The 25,279-nt window shown below is 67.7% G+C and carries 23 protein-coding genes and 1 pseudogene; 9 read left to right on the forward strand and 15 right to left on the reverse strand.

Features of this window, described 5'->3' with window-relative positions:
• Nucleotides 1-4: 4 nt before the first annotated feature.
• The 3 genes from ABNX08_RS23440 to ABNX08_RS23450 form a co-directional block, all read right to left on the reverse strand.
• Nucleotides 5-268, reverse strand: coding sequence for a hypothetical protein (locus tag ABNX08_RS23440; RefSeq protein ID WP_349606096.1), 264 nt, complete (start codon nt 266-268; stop codon nt 5-7).
• A 43-nt stretch (nt 269-311) separates the two neighbouring features.
• The gene (locus tag ABNX08_RS23445; protein ID WP_051369951.1) at nt 312-1,217 is read right to left on the reverse strand and encodes a YihY/virulence factor BrkB family protein; all 906 of its coding nucleotides are present in this window, start codon (nt 1,215-1,217) and stop codon (nt 312-314) included.
• Between the two features lie 109 nt (nt 1,218-1,326).
• The gene (locus ABNX08_RS23450) at nt 1,327-1,515 is read right to left on the reverse strand and encodes a YjfB family protein (RefSeq protein ID WP_022538095.1); all 189 of its coding nucleotides are present in this window, start codon (nt 1,513-1,515) and stop codon (nt 1,327-1,329) included.
• Nucleotides 1,516-1,805: 290 nt separating this feature from the next.
• On the opposite strand from ABNX08_RS23450, the gene ABNX08_RS23455 reads away from it, so the two are divergent.
• Together ABNX08_RS23455 and ABNX08_RS23460 are read left to right on the forward strand one after the other, a co-directional pair.
• Nucleotides 1,806-3,146, forward strand: a complete 1,341-nt coding sequence (locus tag ABNX08_RS23455) for a serine hydrolase (protein ID WP_022538096.1) — start codon at nt 1,806-1,808, stop codon at nt 3,144-3,146.
• A 61-nt stretch (nt 3,147-3,207) separates the two neighbouring features.
• A pseudogene (locus tag ABNX08_RS23460) lies at nt 3,208-3,358 on the forward strand (porin); the annotation flags it as partial.
• Between the two features lie 9 nt (nt 3,359-3,367).
• On the opposite strand, the gene ABNX08_RS23465 reads toward ABNX08_RS23460, so the two are convergent.
• Nucleotides 3,368-4,306: a LysR family transcriptional regulator gene (locus tag ABNX08_RS23465; protein WP_022538098.1), complete on the reverse strand. Its 939-nt coding sequence runs from the start codon at nt 4,304-4,306 to the stop codon at nt 3,368-3,370.
• Nucleotides 4,307-4,459: 153 nt separating this feature from the next.
• Here ABNX08_RS23465 and gtdA point away from each other — a divergent pair, with 153 nt between their 5' ends.
• The 5 genes from gtdA to ABNX08_RS23490 all read left to right on the forward strand — a co-directional run bounded on the left by gtdA (nt 4,460) and on the right by ABNX08_RS23490 (nt 9,676).
• Nucleotides 4,460-5,506, forward strand: a complete 1,047-nt coding sequence (gtdA, locus tag ABNX08_RS23470) for a gentisate 1,2-dioxygenase (RefSeq protein ID WP_022538099.1) — start codon at nt 4,460-4,462, stop codon at nt 5,504-5,506.
• Nucleotides 5,507-5,602: 96 nt separating this feature from the next.
• Nucleotides 5,603-6,301, forward strand: coding sequence for a fumarylacetoacetate hydrolase family protein (locus ABNX08_RS23475; RefSeq protein ID WP_022538100.1), 699 nt, complete (start codon nt 5,603-5,605; stop codon nt 6,299-6,301).
• A 36-nt stretch (nt 6,302-6,337) separates the two neighbouring features.
• Nucleotides 6,338-6,979, forward strand: coding sequence for a maleylacetoacetate isomerase (maiA, locus tag ABNX08_RS23480; protein WP_022538101.1), 642 nt, complete (start codon nt 6,338-6,340; stop codon nt 6,977-6,979).
• Nucleotides 6,980-7,006: 27 nt separating this feature from the next.
• Nucleotides 7,007-8,221, forward strand: a complete 1,215-nt coding sequence (locus tag ABNX08_RS23485; protein WP_022538102.1) for a 3-hydroxybenzoate 6-monooxygenase — start codon at nt 7,007-7,009, stop codon at nt 8,219-8,221.
• Nucleotides 8,222-8,335: 114 nt separating this feature from the next.
• Nucleotides 8,336-9,676, forward strand: a complete 1,341-nt coding sequence (locus ABNX08_RS23490) for an aromatic acid/H+ symport family MFS transporter (protein ID WP_022538103.1) — start codon at nt 8,336-8,338, stop codon at nt 9,674-9,676.
• A gap of 109 nt (nt 9,677-9,785) precedes the next feature.
• On the opposite strand, the gene ABNX08_RS23495 is transcribed toward ABNX08_RS23490, so the two are convergent.
• From ABNX08_RS23495 to ABNX08_RS23515, 5 genes are all read right to left on the reverse strand, one after another.
• Nucleotides 9,786-10,949, reverse strand: coding sequence for an AAA family ATPase (locus ABNX08_RS23495; protein ID WP_022538104.1), 1,164 nt, complete (start codon nt 10,947-10,949; stop codon nt 9,786-9,788).
• A gap of 131 nt (nt 10,950-11,080) precedes the next feature.
• Nucleotides 11,081-12,187 (reverse strand): CaiB/BaiF CoA-transferase family protein, encoded by a 1,107-nt coding sequence (locus ABNX08_RS23500; RefSeq protein ID WP_022538105.1) that lies wholly within the window; start codon nt 12,185-12,187, stop codon nt 11,081-11,083.
• 29 nt (nt 12,188-12,216) lie between these two features.
• A complete protein-coding gene (locus ABNX08_RS23505) occupies nt 12,217-13,200 on the reverse strand; it encodes a tripartite tricarboxylate transporter substrate binding protein (RefSeq protein ID WP_022538106.1) in 984 nt (327 codons plus the stop codon).
• Nucleotides 13,201-13,263: 63 nt separating this feature from the next.
• On the reverse strand, nt 13,264-14,445 hold the full coding sequence (locus tag ABNX08_RS23510) for an acyl-CoA dehydrogenase family protein (protein WP_022538107.1): 1,182 nt from the start codon (nt 14,443-14,445) through the stop codon (nt 13,264-13,266).
• Nucleotides 14,446-14,459: 14 nt separating this feature from the next.
• A complete protein-coding gene (locus ABNX08_RS23515) occupies nt 14,460-16,013 on the reverse strand; it encodes a long-chain fatty acid--CoA ligase (protein WP_022538108.1) in 1,554 nt (517 codons plus the stop codon).
• A 131-nt stretch (nt 16,014-16,144) separates the two neighbouring features.
• Between ABNX08_RS23515 and ABNX08_RS23520 the strand changes: the two genes are divergently transcribed.
• A complete protein-coding gene (locus ABNX08_RS23520) occupies nt 16,145-17,041 on the forward strand; it encodes a LysR family transcriptional regulator (protein ID WP_022538109.1) in 897 nt (298 codons plus the stop codon).
• Between the two features lie 12 nt (nt 17,042-17,053).
• On the opposite strand, the gene ABNX08_RS23525 is transcribed toward ABNX08_RS23520, so the two are convergent.
• The 4 genes from ABNX08_RS23525 to ABNX08_RS23540 are packed head-to-tail and all read right to left on the reverse strand — an operon-like array spanning nt 17,054 to nt 21,289.
• Nucleotides 17,054-18,046 (reverse strand): tripartite tricarboxylate transporter substrate binding protein, encoded by a 993-nt coding sequence (locus ABNX08_RS23525; protein WP_022538110.1) that lies wholly within the window; start codon nt 18,044-18,046, stop codon nt 17,054-17,056.
• A gap of 60 nt (nt 18,047-18,106) precedes the next feature.
• On the reverse strand, nt 18,107-19,273 hold the full coding sequence (locus ABNX08_RS23530) for an acyl-CoA dehydrogenase family protein (RefSeq protein ID WP_022538111.1): 1,167 nt from the start codon (nt 19,271-19,273) through the stop codon (nt 18,107-18,109).
• A 15-nt stretch (nt 19,274-19,288) separates the two neighbouring features.
• Nucleotides 19,289-20,491, reverse strand: a complete 1,203-nt coding sequence (locus ABNX08_RS23535; RefSeq protein WP_022538112.1) for a CaiB/BaiF CoA-transferase family protein — start codon at nt 20,489-20,491, stop codon at nt 19,289-19,291.
• Nucleotides 20,492-20,518: 27 nt separating this feature from the next.
• Nucleotides 20,519-21,289 (reverse strand): enoyl-CoA hydratase/isomerase family protein, encoded by a 771-nt coding sequence (locus tag ABNX08_RS23540; protein ID WP_022538113.1) that lies wholly within the window; start codon nt 21,287-21,289, stop codon nt 20,519-20,521.
• Between the two features lie 111 nt (nt 21,290-21,400).
• Between ABNX08_RS23540 and ABNX08_RS23545 the strand changes: the two genes are divergently transcribed.
• Nucleotides 21,401-22,240 carry an IclR family transcriptional regulator gene (locus ABNX08_RS23545; RefSeq protein WP_022538114.1) on the forward strand — a complete coding sequence of 280 codons (840 nt, stop codon included), beginning with the start codon at nt 21,401-21,403 and terminating at the stop codon, nt 22,238-22,240.
• Nucleotides 22,241-22,248: 8 nt separating this feature from the next.
• Here ABNX08_RS23545 and ABNX08_RS23550 read toward each other — a convergent pair whose 3' ends face one another.
• Nucleotides 22,249-23,127 (reverse strand): lipid A biosynthesis lauroyl acyltransferase, encoded by an 879-nt coding sequence (locus ABNX08_RS23550; protein WP_022538115.1) that lies wholly within the window; start codon nt 23,125-23,127, stop codon nt 22,249-22,251.
• A gap of 293 nt (nt 23,128-23,420) precedes the next feature.
• Entirely contained in the window at nt 23,421-25,253 is a 1,833-nt protein-coding gene (locus ABNX08_RS23555) for a DUF4153 domain-containing protein (protein ID WP_022538116.1), read from the reverse strand.
• Nucleotides 25,254-25,279 lie beyond the last annotated feature (26 nt).

Here is a 25,279-nt window from a genome sequence, read left to right on the forward strand (position 1 = left end):
CTGGTCAGCGTCGCGCGCCGTTGCCGGCGGGCGCTGACGACAGTTCTTTCCAGTGCTCCCGCGTAAAGGCGTAGAACGTTTCCAGTGCGGGCGACAGCGAGCGCGCGGCCATGCGCGCGATGCCATAGCGGCCGCAGCGGCGCAGATCGGGCTGCTCGATCCGGCGCCCGCTTGTCGGCGAGATGGTGCGGCCGCTGCCGCACGGCGAAGCTGGCGAATCCGCGCTGGTCTTCATCGGCGCCTTCGATGCCGCGGGAGCCGATTCCATTCGCGCCTGCATGGCAGTCTGCACTGGCCCGAAGCGGCAGGCGTCAGGTATGGAACTCGCCAGTGGGGGCATCCGAGGAAGGTGGCCGCTCCCAGCCGCTGCGCTCGAACTCCGCGATCACCTGCGCGCCCAGCAACAGCAGCGTCGCCGCGATCTCCAGGCTCAGCAGCACCACGATCGCGGTGGTCAGCGAGCCATAGACCCGCCCCACCTGGGACAGCGTGGTGAAGTACCACACCAGCACATGGCGCGAGATCTCCCACAGCACCGCGGCCAGCACCGCGCCGCACAGCGCATGCCACAGCGACAGCCGGCCCACCGGCATCACCATGTAGATCGACGTCAGCATCAGGACCTCGCCCAGGAAGCCAAGCAGGTAGAGCAGGGTGGTCGAAAGCCGGTCGAGCGACCAGTCATGGCCCATCACTTCCACATGCCGTTCGCCAATGGCGATCAGTCCACCCGATACCAGCGTCACCAGCAGCAGCCCCACGCTCAGCACCGCGATATAGCAGTAGGGCAGCACCGCCGAGACCAGGAAATGCCGGCGTCGGATCGCCACGCGATGGACGAAGATCACCGACATGGCGTTCTCCAGCACCGTGAACGCCAGGGAGCTGAAGAACAGCATCGTGCCGAGCAGCACCCAGCCCACCGTGGCGCGGTTGCGCAGGAACGCCGCAAGTTCAGGCACCAGCGCCTTGGACTGACCCGGCACTACCCACTCCAGGTAGCGCGCCAGCGTCGACAGCAGCAGTCGAGGGTCGATCACATGCGACAGCGCGATCACCATCAAGATCAGCAAGGGCACGATCGACAGCAGCGCGTAGTAGGCCACTGCGCCGGCCAGCAGCAGGCCCTGGTTAGCACGGAACTGCACCAGCGTGCGCCACACGAAGCGCCCCGGATGACGGAGCAGGTCGCGGACGCGGGCGTCGAGAAGCTGCATGGCGGACACCGGAGAGGGCAGGTGCCGACATTATGCGTCGGCGGGCGCCCATGTGTCCGGCCTGTGGTGCCGGCAGCGCCCGCGCCGCGGCGGTTCCCACCGCGTGAAGTCAGACCTTGATGTCGATGGTCTGGCCCAGGTGCGGCGGGTTGCTGGCCGCAACCGGCTGGGGCATGGCCTGCAGCAGTGCAGCCACGCCCTGTGCCTGCATGTCCAGCGACTTGCGCAGCATCAGCAGGGCCACCGGATCGGCGCCCGGATCGCCCGCCAGGCCGGCGGTGACGTTGGAAATTTCCATGAAGGGGGTTCCTCGTTGAAGGTTGGGAAAGACACGGCGGGAGCGCCGCCGGCCGGCGGTCGGGACGGAGCCGCCGCCAGTTCCCAATGACGGCCACGGCCGCCCAACCTTGAGCGCCGCGGGCGCGGAGGACATTCCAACGGGTTATGGCGCCATGCCGAATACGTCATTGTGGTCATGCCTTGCCTCCGTCAATATGGCGCCCGCAGCCTGTATCACCCAGGCCTGCAACCAGGCAAACAGCGGCGCCGGACCATGCGTGCGGACGCCGCAACAAGACAGGAGACAGCATGCGAGCGCATTCGCCATCGCGCAGGACGGGGTTCGGGCTGGGTCGGGCATGGCTGGCCGCGGTGCTGCTGGCGGTGCCGGCGGGCGTGTCGCTGGCGCAGGACGCCGCGGCCGGGGAGGGCATCATGCAGGGCTTTCCGCCGCCATCCGACAAGCAGGTCAGCCGCGGCAACGGCCTGCGCCCGCCTTTCATGCGCTGGGCGCTGAGCCACGCGCGCGAGATGTCTCCGACGGCGGGCATCCGGCATGCCAGCCAGCCAACGGCGCTGGCGGGACAGCAGGGCACCGAACTGGACGGCGCCACGTTCGCCGTAGCGGGTAACACGGTCCGGCTGGCCGACTACCTGCGCGATACCCATACCGACGGCTTTATCGTGCTGCACCGGGGGCGGATCGTGTATGAGCGCTACCTGGCAGGCTTTGGCCCGTACCAGCCGCATATCTGGGCCTCGATGACCAAGTCGGTGACCGGGCTGCTGGCCGCGATGCTGATCGAGGAGGGCAAGCTCGACCCGCAGGCGCGGCTGGCGCAGTATGTGCCGGAGCTGGCGGACAACCCGTTCGGCGAGGCCACGGTACAGCAGAACCTGGACATGGAGGTGCCGGTGGGCTATCCGGAAGCACTGCCGCCGGACCTGGGCCTGTTCGGCGCAGTGGGCATCGTGCCGCGCAAGGCGGATGCGCCGGACAACATCTATGACTTCCTCAAGGTCGTGCACGCGACCAGCGGCACCGGCGACGGCGGGGTCTGGTACTACCAGAACGGCTCGCCCGAAGCGGTGGCCTGGGCCATGCGCCGCATCACCGGCAAGAGCTGGGCGCAACTGGTCACCGACCGGCTGTGGTCGCGTTTTGCCGAGGATGACGCCTATACCAGCGTGGATCGCCAGGGCACGGAGATGGCCAGCGGCGGGCTGAATTCCACGCTGCGTGACGCCGCGCGCTTTGCCGAGGCGGTGCGCAGGGCGGCGGCGGGCGATGCCTCGGGCGGGATCTCGCCCGGCGCCGTGCGCATCGCGCTGCAGCCGGCCGGCAACCAGGCCCGCGTTGCGCGAGGCAATACCGCGCCGGGCCGCGATGGCTATGGCTATCGCAACTACTGGTTCCAGCGCAACGACGGCGACGGCAGCATCGAGGCCAGCGGGCGCTTCGGCCAAAAGATCTACATCAATCCGGCCAAGGCGCTGACGGTAGTGAAATTCTCCGCTAGCCCGGACAGCGCCGCGCGCGCGACCAGCGCCGCCGGCGTGCGCAAGCGCGACGATCCGTCGCGCGCGCTGGAGTCAGCCGAAGCCATGGTGGCCGCGGCACTGGCAATCCACCGCGCGGTCAGCCGCTGAGCCGGCCGGCAGCGCCGGCATTCCCTTCGCGATTTCTCTCGCTTCCGCATGACCGCTGGTTCGCACCGATGTCTACCATGACCATGGCCTACGTGCAGCACGCCGGCATCAATTTCGACACTTCAGCCGTCAGCCTCGCCAACGGGTATTTCCTCGGCAGCGGCCATCGCAGCATGACGGCGGTAGCCGTCGGCATCCGCCACCGCTTCTGAGCACCGCGTCTACGCCGGAAACTCGGCCGGGGTTTGCTGCGCCCCGGCCGCCCGCCGCAAGCACTCCAGCATCGCCACCACCGCCGCGCGCGACAACCCGTCCTCGCGCCAGTACATCGACACCGAGCCAAAGCCCGCCAGCCGCAGCGGCACGATGCGCAGCGCGCCCATTTCCTCCAGCCGGCGCGCGGTGCGGTGCGAAGCCAGGCCGATCATGTCGCTGTTGTTGAACAGCGTGAGATTCAGGACGGTGGAATTGCTTTCCACGCAGTCGGCGGGCAGCGCGCGTTCGGCGCTGACCAGCGCACCTTCCAGCGCATTGCGGATCGGCGTACCGCGCGGCCATACCACCCAGCGGTAGCGGTACAGGTCGTCCCAGCCAATGCGCCCACCCTGCAGCAGCGGATGGCGCGGCCGCGCGACAAAGTGGATCGGCTCCATGTAGAGCGATTCCGTGCGCATATGCGCGCCCTGCAACTCTGGAGCGGAGCGACCCACCACGATATCGAGTTCGCTGCGCGCCAGCTGGTTCATCAGCCGGTCCATGGTGGTTTCCACCAGCCGCATGCTGGCGCGCGGCATCTGCTGCAGCAGTTGCAGGGCAGCCAACGGCACCGTATCGGCCGCCGAGGCCCCGGATGTGCCCACCACCACCAGCCCGCTGCCGCCATCGCGCATGGCCTGCAGATCGTCGCGTGCGGAATCGAGCTGCGCCTCGATCCGGCGCGCGTGCTCGATCAGCGACTCCCCGTAGGGCGTGGGCCGCAGCCCGCGCGCCTGGCGTTCGAACAGCGGCAGCCCGATATCGTCCTCCAGGTCCTTCAGCCATTTGGAAAGGCCCGGCTGGGTCGTATTCAGCATGGCCGCCGACTGGCTCATGTTGCCGGTCTCGGCCAGGCTCAGCAGCATCTGCAGGTTGCGCAGCCGCAATCTCTGGGTCCAGTCCATGGGGCTACCTATATAAAAAATCGTATCGATAAGATGAAAAGTTCATTTCAAATCTTATAGGGCCGGGCGTATAACGACAACAACACGGTGCGAGCGATGACGACGCACCCACAAGAGCGCTCCCAAAGCCCTGCACAAAGTTACGGAGACAGCATGTCCGAGCACACCCCTGATCCGGCCCGCGTGGCCTATTACGAACACATCGGCCGCAGCCACATGACCCCGTTGTGGGAGTCGCTGCACGCGCTGGTGCCGCCGCAACCGCGGCCGCAGATCGTTCCCGCCATCTGGAAGTACGCGCAGATCCGCCCGCTGGTGATGCAGGCGGGCAGCGTCATCAGCGCCGAGGAAGCTGTACGCCGCGTGCTGGTGCTGGAGAACCCTGGCATCCCCGGCAAGTCGAGCATCACCTCCACGCTCTACGCCGGCCTGCAACTGATCCTGCCGGGCGAGGTGGCGCCCAGCCACCGCCATACCCAGTCGGCGTTGCGCTTTATCGTCGAAGGCAAAGGCGCCTGGACCGCCGTGAACGGTGAGCGCACCACCATGCATCCCGGCGACTTCATCATCACGCCGTCGTGGACCTGGCATGACCATGGCAACCCGGCCGTCGAGGACGGTGGCGAGCCGGTGGTATGGCTGGACGGGCTGGATATCCCGCTGGTGCAGCAGTTCGATGCCGGGTTTGCCGAGAACTACCCGGAAGCCCAGCAGCCCGTGACCCGCGCCGAGGGCGACAGCTTTGCCCGCTTCGGGCACAACATGGTGCCGGTGCGGCACCGCGTGACCGATCCCACGTCGCCGATCTTCAGCTACCCGTACGAGCGCTCGCGCGTGGCGCTGGACCAGCTCTACCGCAACGGCGAGCTGGATGCGTGGGACGGTGTCAAGCTGCGCTATATCAACCCGGCCACCGGTGGCTGGCCGATGCCCACCATCGCCACCTTCATGCAGTACCTGCCCGCGGGCTTCCAGGGCAAGACCTACCGCAGCACCGATGCCACCGTGTACTGCGTGGTGGAAGGGCGCGGCACGGTCCGCATTGGCGACGCGCAGTTCCAGTTCGAGCCGCGCGATGTTTTCGTCGCCCCGTCGTGGGCGCCGGTGCAGCTGGGGGCGCTGGAAGACGCGGTGCTGTTCAGCTATTCCGACCGGCCCGTGCTGTCCGCGATGAACCTGCTGCGCGAAGCGCGCACCTGAGCATCCCGCAACCCTGGTCCGATCTGCCCCGGGCGGTGCCTGCGCGCACCGCCGGAGGCCTCCCGCATACCTGACGATTTCCGGAAACTCCGAACCATGTCCTACGTCTTCACGCCCTCCGCCATCGTTTCCATTCCCGTTGCCGGCAGCGACGACCAGTTCGCCGTGCGCCGCGTCTACTGCGTGGGCCGCAACTACGCCGCCCATGCCCGCGAGATGGGTTTCGATCCCGACCGCGAGCCGCCGTTCTTCTTCTGCAAGCCGGCCGACGCGATCGTCCCGGTGCAGGCCGGCACCACGCTGGACCTGCCGTATCCGGCGCAGACGCAGAACTACCACTACGAGGCCGAGCTGGTGGCAGTCATCGGCAAGGCCGGTTCGGATATCCCCGTCGAACAGGCACTCGAACACGTCTGGGGCTATGCCGTCGGCCTCGATATGACCCGCCGCGACCTGCAGATGAAGATGCGCGAAATGGGCCGCCCCTGGGAAATCGGCAAGGCCTTCGATGCCTCGGCGCCGGTCGCCCCGATCCACCGCGCCAGCGAGATCGGCCACCCGCAACAGGCCGGCATCTGGCTGACCGTCAATGGCGAGACCAAACAACGCAGCGACGTGTCGCACCTGATCTGGTCGGTGGCGGAGACGGTGGCCTACCTGTCACAGTTCTTCCGCCTGGAGCCGGGCGATGTGATCTTCACCGGCACGCCGGAAGGCGTGGGCGCGGTCAAGGCCGGCGAGACCATGGTCACGGGCGTCGATGGCCTCGGCGAGTTGACCGTGCGCGTAGTCTGAACCCGCGTGAATTGCAGCACACAGGCATTACCGATCATGCAGCTCTATAGTTTCTTCAACAGCTCGACGTCCTACCGGGTGCGCATCGCGCTGGCCCTCAAAGGCCTGCCGTACGACTACCTGCCGGTCAATATCCGCACCGGCCAGCACCACGAGCCGGAGTATGTCGACGGCATTAACCCGTCCGCGTCCGTGCCCGCGCTGGTGGATGGCAGTTTTACGCTCGGGCAGTCGTTCGCGATCATCGACTACCTGGACGCCCGCCATCCCGAGCCGCGCCTGCTCCCGCAAGACCCGGTACAGCGTGCGCGGGTGCTGGAACTGGCCACGCTGATCGGGTGCGATATCCACCCCGTCAACAACCTGCGCGTGCTGCGCTACCTGCAGGATGTGCTGAAGGTCACGCCCGAGCAGAAGGACGCCTGGTACCGCCACTGGATCGATGAAGGCATGGCCGGCGTGGAGCGCCTGCTGGCGCTGCACGGGCATGGCAGGTGGTGCTTCGGTGATGCGCCCACGCTGGCCGACGTCACGCTGGTGCCGCAGGTAGCCAATGCGCTGCGCATGGGCTGCGACCTCGGTCGCTACGAGCGCGCGATGGCGGTCTACGCCCACGCCAGCGCCCATCCCGCCTTTGCCCAGGCGGCGCCTGGACGCCAGCCTGACTACACCGCCTGACGCATCGCGCAGGCCAGGAGACAAGACATGAGCAGTACCAACAACGCGACCGGCAAGGTCCTCATCATCGGCGGCGGCATCGGCGGCCTGGCCGCGGCGCTGGCGCTCGCACGCCAGGGCATCCGCATCGAACTGCTGGAGCAGGCCGAACAGATCGGCGAGATCGGCGCCGGCATCCAGCTCGCCGCCAACGCCTTTGCCGCGCTCGATGCGCTCGGCGTGGGCGAGGCCGCACGCAGCCGCGCGGTCTTTACCGACTACCTCAGCCTGCGCGATGCCATCGACACCAGCGAGATCGCCCGCGTCGACGTGGGGCAGGCCTACCGCGAGCGTTTCGGCAATCCGTATGCGGTGATCCATCGCGCCGATATCCACCTGTCGATCCTGGAGGCGGTGCAGGACCACCCGCTGATCACCTTCCGCACCAGCACGCGCGTCGAGCAGCTGCTGCAGGACGACAAGGGCGTGACCGTGATCGACCAGCACGGCGAGCACCACCGTGGCGATGCGGTGATCGGCTGCGACGGCGTCAAGTCCGCCATCCGCCAGGCGCTGATCGGCGATGAGCCCCGCGTCACCGGCCATGTGGTTTACCGCGCCGTGGTCGACGTCGCCAACATGCCGCAGGACCTGCAGGTCAACGCACCGGTGGTATGGGCCGGCCCGCACTGCCACCTGGTCCACTACCCGCTGCGCGGCGGCCAGCAGTACAACCTGGTGGTGACCTTCCACAGCCGCGAACAGGAAACCTGGGGCGTGCGCGACGGCAGCAAGGCAGAAGTGCTGTCGTACTTCGAAGGCATCCACCCGCTGCCGCACCAGATGCTGGACCGCCCGACCTCCTGGAAGCGCTGGGCCACCGCCGACCGCGACCCCGTGGAGCGCTGGAGCTTCGGCCGCGCCACCATCCTGGGCGACGCCGCGCACCCGATGACGCAGTACGTGGCGCAGGGCGCCTGCCAGGCACTGGAAGATGCGGTCACGCTGGGCGAAGCGGTGAAGGCGGCGGGCGGTGATTTCGAAGCGGCGTTCAAGCTTTACGAGCAGGCACGCATCCCGCGCACCGCACGCGTGCTGTACGCCGCGCGCGACATGGGCCGGGTCTATCACGCCAAGGGCGTCGACCGCCTGGTGCGCAACAGCCTGTGGACCGGCCGCACGCAGGCCCAGTTCTACGACGCGCTGCAGTGGCTGCACGGCTGGCGCGCCGAGAAGTGCCTCAGTCAGACGCCGTGGCTCTAGTCCGCTGACGGCGGGTTTCTTTTCTCTCACCGTAAATCCCGATAGCGAACCGGCGGCCTATGGAGCCGCCGGCCGTGACTCGCCCCTAATCCCTGGCAACAAGGAGGAGACACCATGCCTGCCAGCCAACCCCTGAACGTCACCGCGTTCATCGACCGCCAGCCGCTGTCGGCGTTCCAGGTGACTATCGTCGTACTGTGCTTCCTGATCGTGGCTGTCGATGGCTTCGATACCGCCGCGATCGGCTTTATCGCACCTGCCATCCGTGCGGAATGGCAGCTCACGCCGGCGCAGCTCGCACCTTTGTTCGGCGCCGGGCTCGGCGGCCTGATGGTCGGCGCGTTCCTGTTCGGCCCGCTGGCCGACCGCTTTGGTCGCAAGAGCGTGCTGGTGCTGTCGGTGTTGTTCTTCGGCGCGGCCAGTTTGGCTTCGGCGTGGTCCCATGACCTGTGGACGCTGGTGCTGCTGCGCTTCCTGACGGGGCTCGGCCTGGGTGGCGCGATGCCCAACGCGATCACGCTGACGTCCGAGTTCTGCCCGGACAAGCGCCGTTCCTTCCTCGTCACGACCATGTTCTGCGGCTTTACGCTGGGTTCGGCTTTTGGCGGCCTTGCTTCGGCCGGGCTGATCGAAGCGTTCGGCTGGCGCTCGGTGCTTGTGGTGGGTGGTGTGCTGCCACTGGCGCTGGTTGTCCTTCTGGTGTGGCTGCTGCCGGAGTCAGTGCGCTATCTGGTGCTCAAGGGCAAGTCGCGGGACCGGATCGTGGCCACGCTGCAGCGGATCGCGCCGAAGGAGGATCTGCGGGATGCTACGTTCTCGGTGGGTGAACAGCGCACCGCCAGTTCGCCGGTGCGGCACCTGTTCCGCCCCGAACTGCTGCGCGGCACGCTGCTGTTCTGGCTGACGTTCTTCATGAGCTTGCTGGTGATCTACCTGCTGTCGAGCTGGCTGCCCACGTTGCTGCGCGGGACCGGCCAGTCGATGCGGACCGCGGCGCTGGTGACCACGATGTTCCAGGTTGGCGGGACGGTGGGGGCGATTGTGCTGGGCTGGCTGATGGATCGGTTCAATCCGCACTATGTGCTGGCGTCGAGCTATTCGTTGGCTGCGGTATGCGTCGCGGCGGTGGGAAGCGTTGCGACCGATCCGGTTGCGGCAGGCATCGCGGTGTTCTTTGCAGGTTTCTGCATCTCGGGATCGCAAGTGGGTGGCAATGCGCTGTCCGCCAGCTTCTATCCGACCGATTGCCGTGCTACCGGCGTGAGTTGGGCCAACGGCGTTGGCCGGATCGGATCGGTGGTCGGATCGGTTGGCGGGGCGACGATGCTGTCGATGGGGCTGGGGATGCCGGCGTTGTTCGCGCTGATCGGCGTGCCTGCACTGGTCGCCGCGTTGTCGATGTTCTCGCTGGGGGTGGTACGGCGTGAGAGGGTGGTTGGAACGCTGGCGGTTTGAAGGTTGGTTGGCTTCCTATCCAGTGATTCTCAAATGAGTGCGAGAGCCAGCAAGCAGCCGACGGAGTGCTGTATCGCTGGCCCTTCTGGGGGGGGCGGCCCGGCAGGCCCTACAGCTTCCCTTCAATCGACTTGCGCTCCAGCCAGATTTCCTGCACGAAGGGATCCGTGACGCCATAGACCCCGTGCCCCTTGCGCATGATCAGGTTCGTCGCCATCAGTTCATTGACCACCGGTTGTGCCTCCTCAATCCGGACTTCGCGTCCGATTGCCGCGGAATACGCGGCGGCGGACTCCGCCGAGAACAACCCGCGGGCGTCACCGTCAGAACAGGCTATGCGGTCGAAAATCGCTGTGGCTAATCCGCCCAACTGTTCGAGCTTCATCAGTTCGAGGTCCGCGGCTGTCGATCGGAGCGTGTTGGCGATCACCGGCAGATGTTCGTCCGGATCGCTGCCTGGCGGCAGGTGGAAGTGCAATTGCCGCAAGGCCTTGATCATCTCTTCTGGACGGCTGCCCAACGCATGGAACGCCTGGACCGCTACCTCCGGCGACGGCAGGGCGCTGAATCCCTCGGCCGACAGGCGTTCAAGCAGGTACGCGACATAGTCTTCGCCGAGTACCGGATAAGAGATCGAGGTGGCACCGGCGAAGGCCTGGTTGCGGCGTGCCGTCAGTTCGCCCACCAGCGCCCGGTGCGATCCAGTGCCTACGAAGAGGAAGTACCCTGGCGTGCCGGGGCGCGGGTTGATGGCGTCGCGCGCGGCCTTGAGCGCGAGCAACATCCGGTTGCCTTCCTCGGAGGTAATGGCGTGCTGCACCTCGTCCACGATGAGGACCACGTTGGTCTTTGCCTTGTCGACCACTTCCGCCAGCGCCTGTGCCAGCGTGGCCCCGCCGGGCTCCCCTACGCTGTCCAGCTTGAATCCGAACTTGAAGCCAAAGGCGCCGATGTCAGCACCGGCAACTCGCTTCAGGTGCTTGAGGGCTGCAGAGCCGGGCTGCTCCAGATCGGCTAATGTTCTTTTCACTGCTGCCAGAATGAGTGCGGCAGGGCTGCGCTGCGTGTCGCTCCAGAGATCGACATAGATCACGATCGCCCCGTCGGCCTCCAGGGCCGGAACGAGGTCGTTGAGCAGGAACGTGGTCTTGCCGGTGCGCCTTAGGCCGGACAAGAAGAGGCCGGAACGCAAGCCTTCGTCCAGGACCCCAGGGTGCAGCAATTGCCGCGCCATCTGGGCGGCAAGGGCAGGGCGGCGATAGATGTTGGCCATGGCGCACTTAATGGAAATTATTGGATTCCAATAATTATAGCCTAGCCATAATTTGTACTAAACCATGCGCTATGGGCGTGACCGTTGCCTCTGTAAGTGCAGCAAAGATATCTTATTGGGGCGAATCCCTTTCAACCTTCAGCGGCGCTGTGCTCGCCGACACCCGCCACAAAATCCTCCCCCTCCGGCAACCCCAACGAAAACCTTACCGGAAAATTCACAGCAATCCCGTCCTCGCCGGCTACCCGCCGCACCACCTGCCGCGCCTGGACGTGAGGGTCTTCGAACAACGCCGTCGCCCCCAGCACCGGGGAGAATGGAATATCCAGTGGTCCGAAAAGCGCCTCCCAATCCGCCAGGTCACGGGTACGGAACACCGCTGCCAGCAGGTCATTCACCGCCAGCTTGTGCCCGTGCCGCCCCGCACGCGTGGCAAAACGCGGATCACGCAGGTCGGGAAACTCATCGCCAAGCGCCTCGCACAGGTTGACCCAGAACTTGTTCTCCAGAATCCCCATCGCGAGATGACGGCCATCGCGCGTCTCGAACAGGTCGTTCTCCGGCATCACTGTCGGCGATTCATGCGGCGCCGCCTCATGTCCCCGCGCCGCCCATGCCCCGTGCGCGGTCCAGGACAGGATCGCATCATGGATCGAGACATCGAGATGCTGTCCTCGCCCATGCTGTCGCGCACTCATGATCGCAACGGCAAGCGACAGCGCCGCGTAGCCGGAAGCGGCATAGTCTGACACCCGCACGCGCGGACGCGACACCACGTCATGCACCTGTACCGGCGTCGCCCAGTATCCCGCCAGCGCCAGGTAGTTCAGGTCATGTCCGGCGTGCTTCGCATAAGGACCCGTCTGGCCGAAGCCGGACACGGAACAAAGCACGATGGCCGGATTGACCGCCGCCAGCGCTTCATAGCCCAGCCCCAGCCGCGCCATCACGCCCGGCCGGAAGCCTTCCACCACGGCATCGGCATTGCGCACCAGCTCGAGAAAGGCTTCGCGGCCCGCGTCCGTCTTCAGGTCCAGCGCAACCGAGCGCTTGCCGCGATTGAACTGCGCAAATACCGCCGGCCCAAGCTGTCGTGCGGTATCGCCGGTACCGGGCTGCTCGACCTTGATCACATCGGCCCCCAACTGCCGCAGCAGACTGCACGCGTGCGGTCCTGGCAACAGCTGGCTGGCATCGATGATGGTGACGTCCTTCAGGCAGGACCATTCTGGCTTCATGCGGAATCCCGTTTTCAATGCGGAGGGGCTCAGCCCAGGTCGCCAAGCATGCCGATCGACTTCATCAGCTCGGCATAGCGGGTATTGTCGGCGGCGACCACGGTGCCGAACTGCGCGGGTGAGGCGCTGCGGCGCAGCTCACCCGCGTTGGCCTTGAGCTGGGCGTCGAAGACGCCGGCGGTCTGCAGGGCGCTGACGGCGGCATGGAGCTTCTGCGTCAGTTCGGCCGGGAAATTGGCCGGTGCGAACAGCCCGCTCCAGTTGTCGATGACAAAGCCCGGCGGCAGTGCCTCGGCCATCGTCGGCACGTCGGGAAAGAATGGCGAACGCGCCGCGGCGGTGACCGCCAGTACGCGGATCTGCCCGTTTCGCACGTATTGCGTGGCAGTGCCCAGCACCGGCATGCCGAACTGGGTCTGGCCAGTCAGCATCGCGGTGATGATCTCCGGCGCGCCCTTGTAGGGGATGTGCACGGCATCGCAGCCGGCCTGGTGCAGCATGGTTTCGACCGCGAGATGGGCGATGCTGCCTTTGCCGCCGGAGCCGTAGTTGAACCTGCCGGGCGCTTTCTTCATCGCTGCGACCAGTTCGCCGGCGGTCTTGTAGGGCGACGATGCCGGCACGACCAGCGCCGTCGGGCCACCGGAGAGCGCCGTGATCGGCGTGAAGTCACGCGCCGGGTCGTACGGCATCTTGCGGTACATGTGCACGTTGATCACATGTGTGTTGGCGAGAATCCCCAGCGTATAGCCGTCCGGCGCGGCACGGCGCAGCGCGCTGGCGCCGATGATGCCGCCGGCGCCGGGCATGTTCTCGACCACCAGCGGCTGCCCGAGCTTGTTGCCCAGCTCCGCCGACAGCGTGCGGGCAACGTTGTCCGGCGTGCTGCCGGCGATAAAAGGAACGATCAGCCGGATCGGGCGGCTGGGGTACGGGGTGGCGGCGCGCGCGGGCAGCAGCAGGCTGCCCAGCGCGGCGGCGCCGGCGGTGGCAAGCCAGTCTCGGCGGTTCATGCGTAGTCTCCGTGGTCTTGTCGTATTGTCCTCATGCCGGCGGCGACCGTGCCGCCGGCACGGTCAGGCGTTCTGCTGCATCGGTTCGAGAATAGCGCGCGCTATGGTGTTGCGCTGGATCTCGCTGGTGCCGGTGAAGATGCGGAACATGCGCAGCTTGCGGAAGGTCTGTTCGACCGGGTGGCCGCGGGTGACGCCGACGTTGCCGTGGATCTGCACGGCCTTGTCGGCCACCTCGAAGCAGCGCTCCGAGACAAAGAGCTTGCAGGCCGCGGCCTTCATGCGCAGGTCGGCGCCGGCATCGGCCAGCGCGGCGGTGTGCGCGATCATGCTTTCGCAGGCCCACAGCGCCGCGGCCATGTCGGCCAGCATGTGCTGGATCGCCTGGAAGCGCGCGATCGGGCCGCCGAACTGGCGCCGTTTGCCGGCGTATTCCACCGACGACTGGTACGCCCGTGTCGCCAGCCCCAGCATGGTCGGGCAGTGCAGCAGCCGGTTGACGTTGATGCGCGACATGCCCAGCTTGAAGCCATTGCCCTCGCCGCCGAAGATATTGGCGCGCGGGACGCGCACGTTGTCGAAGTGGATATCGCCATCGATGTGCTGGCCGGACATCGGCACGTACTCGTTGGTCACGGTCACGCCGGGCAGGTCCAGGTCGACCAGCACCGCGCTGATGGCGGGCGGCGTGGTGCTGGCGTCGGTCACGCACATGACGATGGCGAAGTCCGCGAACGGTGCGCCGCTGATGTAATGCTTGCCGCCGTTGATGATGAGGTCGTCGCCGTCGGCGATGGCGCTGGTCTTGATGCTTTGCGCGTCCGATCCGGAGTGCGTTTCCGTCAGCGCGAAGCAGGTCGATTTCTCGCCGCGGATGACGGGCTCGAAGTACTGCTTCAGCTGCGCCGGCGTGGCGTACCTGAGCATATTGCCCACGCGCGGCGGGCCGCCCAGGTCGCCCAGCACGTGCGGGGCCAGGGCAGAGCCGCTGGCGGCCAGGTCGGCCTTGAGCGCGCATTGTTCCTGGATGTTCAGGCCCTTGCCGCCGAGTGCCGTGGGCAGGCAGGCGGCGTAGAAACCCAGCTCGCCGGAGCGGCGCCAGACATTGCGCAGCGTCTCGCGCGGCCAAACGTCTTCAGAGTCCAGCCCGAGTTCGCGCTCCAGCGGGAGGAGCTCTTCGTCGATAAAGCGGCGGATGCCGGCGCGCGTTTCGGCCAGGACGGGATTGGTCAGGTGATCGAACATAACAGTCTGGCTCCTTAGTTGACGCGGCGCTCGACGCCCTGCCAGTAGCGCTCGCGCACGATCTTGCGGGCCAGCTTGCCGCTGGCGTTCTTGGGCAGCTCGGCGACGAAATCCACCGAGCGCGGCGACTTGTAGTCCGCGATGCGCTCGCGGCAATGGGTGATGAGCTGTTGCGCGGTCGCCTCGCGGCCCGGACGCAGCGTCACCACGGCCTTGACGCTTTCGCCCCAGGTGTCGTCGGGGATGCTGATGACGCAGGCTTCCAGCACGTCGGGGTGCTGGTACAGCGTGGCTTCCACTTCAGTCGGATAGACGTTGAAGCCGCCGGAGATGATCATGTCTTTCTTGCGGTCCACCAGGTATAGGTAGCCGGCGTCGTCCACGCGCGCCATGTCGCCGGTGTGCAGCCAGCCGTCGACGATGGTTTCGCGGGTCAGCTCCGGCTCGCCCCAGTAGCCCTGGAACACGTCTTCGCCGCGGATCACCAGTTCGCCGATCTCGCCCACCGCGACCTCCTGACCCTGCTCGTCGACCACGCGCACTTCGGTTTCGTTCAAGGCGCGGCCGCACGAGGCCAGGCGTTCGGGGTGATGTGCGATCGCTTGCGCGTGGTCCGCCGTCGACAGGCGCGTAACGCCGGAGGTCGATTCGCTGGCGCCGTAGCCCTGCGACAGGATTGGCCCGATGCGCTCCCACGCCTCGCGTATGCGCGCCGGCGCCATCGGCGCGGCGCCGTAGGCCAGGGTCTTGAGGCTGGACAGGTCCGCCTGCGCCAGCGTGGGCTCGGCCAGCAGCATGTTGATCATCGCCGGCACCATGAACACGTGCGTGATGCGCAGCCGCGCCACCTCGGCCAGGAAGTGCGCGGGCTCGAACTTGTCGAACAGCACCAGCGTGGCGCCCAGGTAAAGGTAGGGCTGCATCAGCATGCCGGAGGCGTGCGTGACCGGCCCGATCAGCGCCAGCCGGTCACCGGGCCGGGCCGGCCGGTCCATGCCGGAAACCATCTTGCGCAGCGCTGCCATGCGGTTGCCGTAGCTCTGCATGGCGGCCTTGATCTTGCCGGTGGAGCCCGATGAGAAGTGCAGCACCGCCAGGTCGTCCGCAGCGGGGGTGATGTCAGGCGACTCCGTGCCGGCATTGGCGAGCAGCGCTTCATATTCGACATAGCCTGCCGGCGCCTCGCCGATGGCGATAAAGGTCTCGATGCTGCCAAAGCCCGGCGTCGCGCCCGAATACCCGGTATAGCCGGGCCCGGCGATCAGCACGCGCGGCGTGCAGTTCTCGACCACATCGCTGGCCTCGGATGCGGTGAAGCGCGGATTAAGCGCCGCCTTGACCAGCCCGGCCTTGTAGAGCGCGCATTCCAGCTCGACCAGCTCGGGCCGGTTGCGCGCCTGTACCGCCACGCGGTCTCCGCGCTGCAGGCCCAGCGCCAGCAGTGCGTTGGCCAGGCGGGTAGAACGCTCGTCCAGCTGGCGGTAGGTCACCACCTGGTCGTGATAAAGGATGGCGGGCTGGTCGCCCCAGTAGCGCGCGGCGCGGCGCAGGAAGTACGCGAAACCCATGCTGTCTCCGTGATGCTCGATGGTTCTGGGCGGGCATTTTTGTGTGTACCCGTGCGCCGTAGTCTGTAAGATGGCTGGCATCACCACAATGAAGCAATGGCTATAAAGTCATAACCATTGGGAATGAGGTAATGGAGACGCGGGATATCGAATACATCCTCGCCGTGGCGGCGCACGGCGGCATTGGCCGCGCGGCCGACGCGCTGGGCATCAGCCAGCCGGCGCTGACCAAGGCGGTACAGCGCGTTGAGATGCAGGCGGGGCTGCCGCTGTTCGAGCGCACCGCCAACGGCATGACCGCCACCTACGCCGGCACGCGGTTCCTGGAGCGGGCGCAGCGGATCCGGCTGGAGTACGAGGACGGGATCAAGGAGATGCTGGGCATCCGCACCGGTGAGCAGGGCATCCTGCGGCTGGGCTATTCACCGTCGATACCGGGCAAGGTGATCCTGGGTGCCTGCCGGCAACTGGTGCGCGAGCGGCCGGTGGCGCGGCTGCGGCTGCGCCGGCGCCTGGCGCGCGACTTGTTGGACCTGCTGGCCGCGGGTGAACTGGATATGGCAGTAGCGCCTGCCCCGCAAAAGCCGACCAGCGCTGGGGACTTTGCGGTGGAGCCACTGTTCGACGACCGCCTGGTCGTGGTGGCGGATGAAGGACATGCGCTGCTGCAGCGGCGCAAGCTGCGGCTGGCGGACTTGGCCGACCAGGAGTGGCTGCTGCCGGAAGCGCATATCACGCTGCGCCAGCAGGTCGATGCCGCGTTCCGCCAGCGCGGGCTGCCCGAGCCTAAGCTGCGTATCGAGATCGATTTCGGCAGCACCTCGCTGTTCGCGCTGATGCAGGGCACGCAGATGCTGAGCATCGCCAATGAAGGCGGCGATGCCATGCAGCACGGCCTGCGCGCGCTGCCGCTGGCGCTGGAGGAGCTCGACCTGCGCCGGCGCATCGGCGTGATCACTCGCGCCGGCGCCTACCTGTCGCCGCTGGCGCAGCGGCTGACGTCGCTGCTGCGCGAGCACAGCCGATAGCAGCGCCGGCGCTTATTGCAGCGGGATCTTCGCCACGGCGGCCAGCCGCTTCCAGCGCACGATCTCGTCCTTCTGGTACTGGCGCATTTCCGCCGGCGACGACAGGATCAGCTTTGTCGACTGGCGCGTGTAGTAGTCGCGCACGTCCGGTGCGTTGCCGGCCTGCGTGAACAGGTCTTGCAGCCGCTTCACCACCGCCGGCGGGGTCTTGGCGGAAATCGCCGCGGCCACCCAGTTGTAGGCCAGGAAGTCCGGCAGGCCGGCCTCGACGATCGACGGCACTTCCGGCAGCAGCGGCGAGCGTTGCGGCGCGGTAAAGGCCAGCGCGCGGATCTTGCCGCCGCGCGCCAGTTCGATGGCACCAGTGGCATCGACCACGGCAAAGTCCACGTTGGCCGCCATCACGCCATTGATGGCATCGCCCGCGCCCTTGTACGGCACGGAGGTGGTCTTGATCTTCGCCAGCTCATTGAGCCATTCGCTGTACAACGTGTATGAGATCGAGCCCGAGCCGTAGTTGAGCGCGCCGGGCCGCTTGCGGGCGTCTTCCAGCAGGTCTGCCAGCGTGCGGTAGGGCGAGCTGGCCGGCACGATGATCAGGCACGGCCCGCGTGACAGCAGGGTGATCGGCGCGAAGTCGGTCAGCGGGTCATAGGGCAGCTTGCGGAAGGTGGCGGCGTTGGTCGACAGCGTGGAATTGCTGCCGATAAACACCGTGTAGCCGTCTGCCGGCGCATTCAGCGCGGTCTGCACGCCGATAAAGCCGTTGCCGCCGGGCTTGTTCTCCACCACCACGCCCTGGCCGGTGAGTTCGCCGATTTTCTTGGCGAACATGCGGGCGGTTGTGTCGGTGCCGCTGCCGGCCGGGAACGGCACGATAAAGCGCATCGGGCGTGTGGGGAAGGCATCTTCCGCGGCCGGCGCGGCCAGCGGTGCGGCGATGCCGGCCAGCGCTGCAGCGGCCATGCCCAGGAAGCGGCGGCGCGAACGGAAAGGCTGTTGCATGGTGTCTCCTTCGGTCGGAAAACCCGGCGTGTTCCCGCCGGTGCAAGGGATCGGTGTGGCTCAGCGGCGCAGGCCGAGCAGGTCGCGCGCAATCACCCAGCGGTGGACTTCGCTGGGCCCTTCATAGATGCGCATCAGGCGGGTTTCATTGGCCATCTGCTGCAGCGGCAGCTCCTTGGTCATGCCCATCGCGCCAAAGGTCTGCATCGCGTGGTCGATCACCTCCCAGGCCATTTCCGTGGCGAAGACCTTGATCATCGATACCTGCGTACGCGCCTCATCGCCGGCATCGATGCGGCTGGCGGCCTCGTACGTCATCAGGCGGCAGGCGTGGATGCGCGTGGCGGCATCCGCCACCCACCACTGGATCGCCTGGCGCTGCGCCAGCGGCGCGCCGAAGGTCTGGCGCTGCGGTGCGTACTCGCAGATCATGTCGAGCGCGCGCTGGGCGCGGCCGATGCACCACGCGGCCATCTGCACGCGGCGCGTGGACAGGCGCGCCTGCATCGGCGCAAAGCCCTGGCCTTCGGTGCCCAGCAGTTGCGAGGCGGGGATGCGGCAGTCTTCCAGCACGACTTCATAAGTGGAGGCACCGCCGATCATCGGGATGCGCCGTTCCACGCGCAGGCCGGGCGTGCCGCGCTCGACGATAAAGGCCGAGATGCCGCCACGCGCACCCTTTGCCTTGTCGGTGACGGCCATCACGATGGTCCAGTCGGCCCGCGCTGCGCGGCTGATCCAGATCTTGCGGCCGTTGAGTACCCAGTGGTCGCCGTCGCGTTCCGCGCGCGTAGTCATCATGGCGGGGTCGCCGCCGGCGCCGGGCTCGGAAATGGCGATGGCCGAGACCGTTTCGCCGCGCGCATATGGCGCCAGGTAGCGTTCGCGCTGGGCCTCGCTGGCGGTCAGCATCAGCATGCGCAGGTTGGGCGAGTCCGGCGGCAGCTCGTACGGCGTGATGGTCTTGCCGAGTTCTTCGTTGACGCCGACCATCGCCACCGCGGGCAGGTCGGCGCCGCCCATCTCGGTGGGGGCGTCCAGCCCCCACAGGCCAAGCTCGCGCGACATGCCGTCCAGGCGCGCGTGTTCTTCCGGCAGCAGCGTGAGCTGCCCGCCCTCGGCCTCGCGGGCCAGTACCGCCGGCTCCAGCGGGATCAGCTGCTCGCGTACGAAGCGCGCGACCAGGTCCTTGAGCATGCGGTGTTCTTCATCCAGCTCGAAATTCATGCGTGTCTCTCCTTGCTATGCCGGGCCGCCGCCATGCGCGGCGGGCGGGGTGATGCCGATTTCCTGCAGAACCTCGGCGGTGTGTTCTCCCAGCGCCGGTGCGTGGCGGCGCAATGACAAGGGTGTGGCCGAGAAGCGCGCAGCCGGGCGCACTTCGCGCAGCGGGCCTTCGGTGGGGTGGTGGGTGGCCTGGAACAGTCCCACGGCGCGCAGGTGCGGATGCTCGACCAGCGCATCGAGGCCGTAGATCGGCGTGGCGGGGATGTCGAGCGATTCGAACAGCGCCATCCATTCGTCGGTGCTGCGCTCAGGCGTCAGTTCGGCCAGGTGGCCGTACAGTGCGCGGATATTGGCATTGCGCTGTGCACGGTCGCCTACCTCGTAGCGGTCGGCAAGGTCGTCCCGGCCGACCGCGCGGAAGAAGGCGTGCCAGTGGCGTTCGGTGTAGGGCAGCGCGCAGATCCAGCCGTCGCGGGTGGGCGCGGGGCGGCGCCCGCCCTGCAAGAGCCGCGCATAGCCGGCGCCGGCAGGGGCGGGCTCGAAGGTCAGGCCGCCCAGGTGCTCGGCCATTACGAAGGCGGCCATGGTCTCGAGCATCGGCACTTCGACCGACTGGCCCACGCCATGGCGCTCGCGGTGCAGCAGCGCCGCCAGCACGGCATTGGCAAGCGCCAGCCCGGTGGTCTTGTCGGCGATCAGGCTGGGCACGTATTCCGGCCGTTCGCCGCTGCCCGAGCCCAGCGCCACCAGCCCGCAGCCAGCCTGGATGATGTCGTCGAAAGCGGGCTTGTCGCGGTGCGGGCCGTCCTGGCCGAAGCCGGTCGCCACGCAGTAGACGATGCGCGGGTTGATGCGCGCCACCGCGTCATAGCCAAAGCCCAGCCGCTCGATCGCCGCCACGCGCATGTTGTGCACCAGCACATCGGCACCGGCGATCAGCGCGCGCAGCGCTTCGGCGCCCTCTGGCGTCTTCAGGTCGAGCACGGCCGAGCGCTTGTTGCGGTTCAGCGCCAGGTAGATCGAGCTCATGCCGGCGTGCTGCGACACACCGTTGGCGCGCATCAGGTCGCCTTCCGGCCCTTCGATCTTGATCACGTCGGCGCCAAAGTCCGCCAGCACCTGCGTGGCCAGCGGGCCGAGCACGACCGAGGTGAGGTCCAGTACGCGGATGCCGTCCAGCGGGCCGGCGGGCGTGGCGCGGGGGTCTTGTCGGGGCACGGGTTCCCTCCTTGTCGGCTGCATGGCTTAGCGGCGGTGGAACACCGGCGTGCGGCGTTCGGCCATCGCGGCCACGCCTTCCCGGAAGTCTTCGCTGCGGAACTGACCGCGCTGGATCGCCAGCTCGCGCTGGTTGACTTCGGCGATGCGGTCGGCCAGCCCCTCACGCAGCGTGGCGCGCGTGGTCTCCACGGCCAGCGGCGCGGAGGTAGCGATCTCCTGCGCCAGCGCCATGGCGCGGTCGTTGACGTCGGCCTTGGCCACCAGTTCGTCGGCCAGGCCGATGGCCACCGCATCGGTGCCGGTGATGCGGCGGCCGGTGTAGAACAGCAGCGCGGCCTGCTGCTCGCCCACCAGCCGCGGCAGCGTCACGCTGAGGCCGAAGCCGGGGTGGAAGCCCAGCCGGTTGAAGTTGGCGCTGTAGCGCGCCTCGGCGCAGGTCACGCGGAAATCGGCCACCAGTGCCAGCCCCAGTCCGGCGCCGATGGCAGCCCCTTCCACCGCGGCGACGATGGGCTTGCGGTTGCGGTAGAGCTTCATCGCATGCACGTAGAAGCCGGCGGGGTCGTTGGCGACCTCGCCCTGGCCGGCGCCGCTGAAGTCCGCGCCGGCGCAGAAGGCGCTGACGCCGGAAGCCAGCACGATGGCGCGGCAGCCGGGGTCGTCGTCCAGCGCCAGCAGGGTGTCGGCCAGGCGCCGCATCAGGTCGGCATCGACAAAGTTGTGCGGCGGACGGGACAGCACGATGCGGGTGACGTGGCCGTCTCGGGTCAGCTGGATATCGGCATCGGATGACATGCGGGGCGCTCCTCTGTGATTGGGTCCGGCGCGGGCCGGTGGAGCACACAGTATTCGCGCTGCGGCGCCTCGCCGCTATACTCGAATTTTACTAACTGAAATTATGCGGCGATGGCTGAGACAGCACAGGAGCAGGCGTCGACGCGGCGGCTCACCCACCAGACCGGGCGTTTCACCCGCGACACCGCGGGCAGCCAGTCGCTGGAGCGGGGACTGGTGCTGCTGCGCGCCTTCCGTATCGGCACCACCAGCCTGACCAATGCCGAGCTGGCGGCGCGCACCGGCCTGCCGCGCCCCACCGTCAGCCGGCTGACGCGCTCGCTGGTGGACGCGGGCTTCCTGCGCTACGACGTCAATGAACGGGCCTACCGGCTGGCGCCGGTGGTGCTGAGCCTGGCCGATGCCTTTCACCACGCCAACCGCGCGGCGGACATCGCGCTGCCGCTGATGCGCAAGGTGGCCGAGGCCGACAAGGTCAACGTGGGGCTGGCCGTGGGCGATCAGCTGGAGATGGTGTACCTGGCCTCGATCCGCCATAGCCGCGACAGCGTATCGCGCACGCGGCGCGTGGTGCCGGGCTCGCGCGTGCCGATGGAGCTGACGGCGATCGGGCTGTCGTGGCTGGGGGCGTTGCCGCCGGGCGTGCGGGAAGACATGCTGGACGGCATTGCGGCACGGCAGGGCGACGCGTGGCCCGCCATGCGTGCGTGCGTGCTGCGCGCGATTGCCCAGTCGCAGCAGCGCGGCTTTTGCACGGCTGCGTACCAGCCGGGGCACCTGTTGGCGGTGGGCGCTGCGTTCTGGGGCCCGGACCAGCAGCTGTACGGGCTGAACATCAGCTTCCCGTATTCAGCGAGCGAGCGCAGGCGCGACAACGCCCGCTATGCCGTCAAACTGGAGCGCCTGGTGGACGATATCCAGGCGGCGTGGCGGCGCGCCGGTGCTGGCTAGCCCTGGCGTCAGTACACCGGCACCATGCCGGCGGGCCGGTTCTTGAAGCGCCGGTGGACCCAGTAATACTGCTCCGGCATGGTCGCGATCTGGGTTTCCAGGAAGGCATTCATGCGGCGCGAATCCTCCTCCACGCTGCCCGACGGAAAGCCCTCCAGCGCGTCGAACACGCGCAGACGGTAGCCGCGATAGTTGGGCAGGACCTCGGTGGTGAAGGGCACCACGCGCGCGCCGGTCATGCTGGCCAGGCGCGAGGCCGAAGTCAGCGTGCAGGCCGGCACGCCGAAGAACGGCACGAACACGGAATCCGTGACGCCGAAGTCCATGTCCGCCGCCAGCATCACCGGGCAGCCCGCGCGCAGCGTGCGCACCACCTGCTTGCCGCTGCCGCTGCGCGGGATCATCTCCGCACCGAAGCGCCCGCGCTGCGTGCGCGAGATCTCGTCGAGCATCGGGCTGGACATCCTGGTGTACAGCGAGGCCACCGGGTGGCGCATCGAATAGAACATGCAGCCGGCCTCGATGCCGACGAAGTGAAAGCCCATGAAGATGGTGGGCTGCTCCGTGCACGAGGCCAGGTCGATGCGGGTGTCCAGTTCGACCAGCTTGCCCAGGCGCTCGGCGCTGCCAAACCATTGGATGCCGCGCTCCAGGTAGCTGCGCAGCACGTGGCCGAAGTGATTGCGCGCCAGGTTCTGGCGCGTGTCTTCGTCCATGTCCGGGAAGCACAGCTTCAGGTTGGTGAGGACGATGCGGCGGCGGCGGCTGGGAATGCGGTAGAGCAGCTTGCCGAGCCCGTCTCCAAGGCGTGCGGTCACGCCATAGGGCAATGCGGCAAGCAGCTTGAAGAGTGCGATGGTCAGTGCGGCCTGGAGCCGTTGGGTCATGAAGATCCTGTGGGGACAGTGGCAGCGGCGGCGGGGCGTCGGCCCGGACAGGCGGCTGCGCGGCAATGGTTGGGCGCCACGGGCTCGTGGCGGGCGGGGTGCGCGCGAAAGCGGTGAAGAGCGATTGCCGGCCGCCCCGGGCGTGGCGCGCGGGCATGTGGCGCGCGGATATTGTCGGGGGCAGCGCAGGTGCGCTAAACGTCGCTGCGTAAGTTTTACCTGAATAGAATACTGTAGCACGCCCGCGCTCCTCGCTGGTGCCCACGACCGTGCGCACTTTCCACTCGCCGGCGCTACGGCTTGCAGCCCACGCCGCGGTGCCGGGCGTCTTCCAGTTGCAGCCGGCGGCCGCCGATTTCGATATCCGGCAGCACCGGCGGCGCCAGCCGGAAGGTGCCGTGCGCCAGCGCCTCGCGCACGGCGGCGCAATCCGGCCCGATATTGACCGTGGCGATCAGGCGCCATGCGCCCGCGGCGTCCTGGCCGAACACCGAGCCGTTGGCGTTGGTGCCGGGAAAGAGCACGACATTGGGCGTGTCCTGGGCGGTCAGCGGCAGCACGTAGGCGTCGCAGCGCATGGCGCGCGAGGTCAGGCAGGCTGGCAGCCGCCAGCGTGGCGTAGCCTGCTGCCAGTCGTTGGCCAGGAATGACGGCGGCACGGCGCGGCCGGGCGTGCGCAGGTCCAGGTTGGCGGCGATTGTGGCGGCATCGGGCGCCGGATGTGGGGCGCGCGCGCCGTCGGGGCTGCGCTGCTGCGCGGCCTGCGCGCTCAGTTCGCGGATGGCGGCGGCCTGCGGTGACGCGGTCTCGGCCTGCAACCGCGCCAGCGCCTGCCGGCCATAGTTGCCGGCGCGCTGGCCCAGGTAGTTGAAATCAAACCGCTGCGGTGCCACGCGCCCGTCAAGCAGCCGCGCCACCTGGCTGTTGACGGCCAGCCGCGCGGGATCGGCCAGCGGTGTGAACAGGGTGGCCAGCACCACCAGCATGACCCAGGCGGTCAGCACATTGACCGGTGCCATCCGCTGCAGCGCGCCGCGCCCGAGTGCGGCCCAGGCATAGCCGATGGCATAGCACAGCGCCACGGCCAGGCACGCGGCCATCAGCACGCGCCGCTCCGACAGGCCGTACTGGCCGATGCGCAGCGCCAGCGCATGCGCGGCGATGGCCGCCAGCGGCAACAATGTCAGGCAGGCGGCGCGGGCCGACCAGAGCAGCGCGCGCGGCAGGGCCTCGTCTTCCTGCCCGCTCTTGAACACGGCATTGACCAGGACCACCTGCAGCGCGATCACCGCCAGCAGCAGCATGCCGGCGTGCCGGGTCGCCCACAGCGGCGCCAGGCCGCGGAACGCCAGCGTCAGCAGGAAGCCGGCCACGATCAGCACCAGCACCGGCAGGATCCAGGACAGCAGCGTCAGCACCAGCGTGCGCACGCCGCGGATAAAGTCGTCGCGCACATCGGTCAGGTGCAAGCCGGCCGCGAACGCCATGGCCACCACGGGGATGTTGAACCACGCCTCGCGCAGCAGCAGCTGCAGGAAATCGAGCTTCAGCAGCATGAACAGCGCGGCGCCCGCCCATAGCACCAGGTACAGCACCGCGGCGAACAGCCCCGCCAGGTGCAGTTGAAGGCCGAGCTTCCAGCTCAGCCGGAAGTAGGCCGGGTACGGGGCAAACGTTCGATGCGCGGTTTCGCCGGCAAGGATCAGCGCGAAGCCGATAAACAGGATGGCCGATGCCGCCTGCACCGCCCGCATGGACGGATAGCTGGTCAGGACGCCGGCTTGCCTCGCCGCCAGCGCGGCCGGATCCAGCTGGCGCCACGCGTCGTGGTAGCCCAGCACCGCCACGACGGCCGCCAGCGCCGCGCACCATAGCAGCAGCCGGCGCCCCGGAAACTGCGTGATGCCGACGATGGCCAGCGGTGGCACCAGCAGGGCCAACAGCACCAGAGGCACGAACACCAGGCTGTTGCGGGCGAAGTCGGAATGGGCGGCGGCTTCGCGATACAAGCCATAGAGCAGCAGGCCTTGCACGATGCCGATCGCAATGCGGATGCCGAGGCCGGAGCGGCCTGGCTGTCCTGTATCGGGGTGTTGATGTTGAATCGACCCTGGGATGATGCGCATGGATTCCTTTTTATGTGGTTCTGGAC

This window comes from Cupriavidus sp. DF5525 (assembly GCF_040149425.2).
In the GTDB taxonomy this organism is placed as follows: Bacteria; Pseudomonadota; Gammaproteobacteria; order Burkholderiales; family Burkholderiaceae; genus Cupriavidus; species Cupriavidus pickettii_A.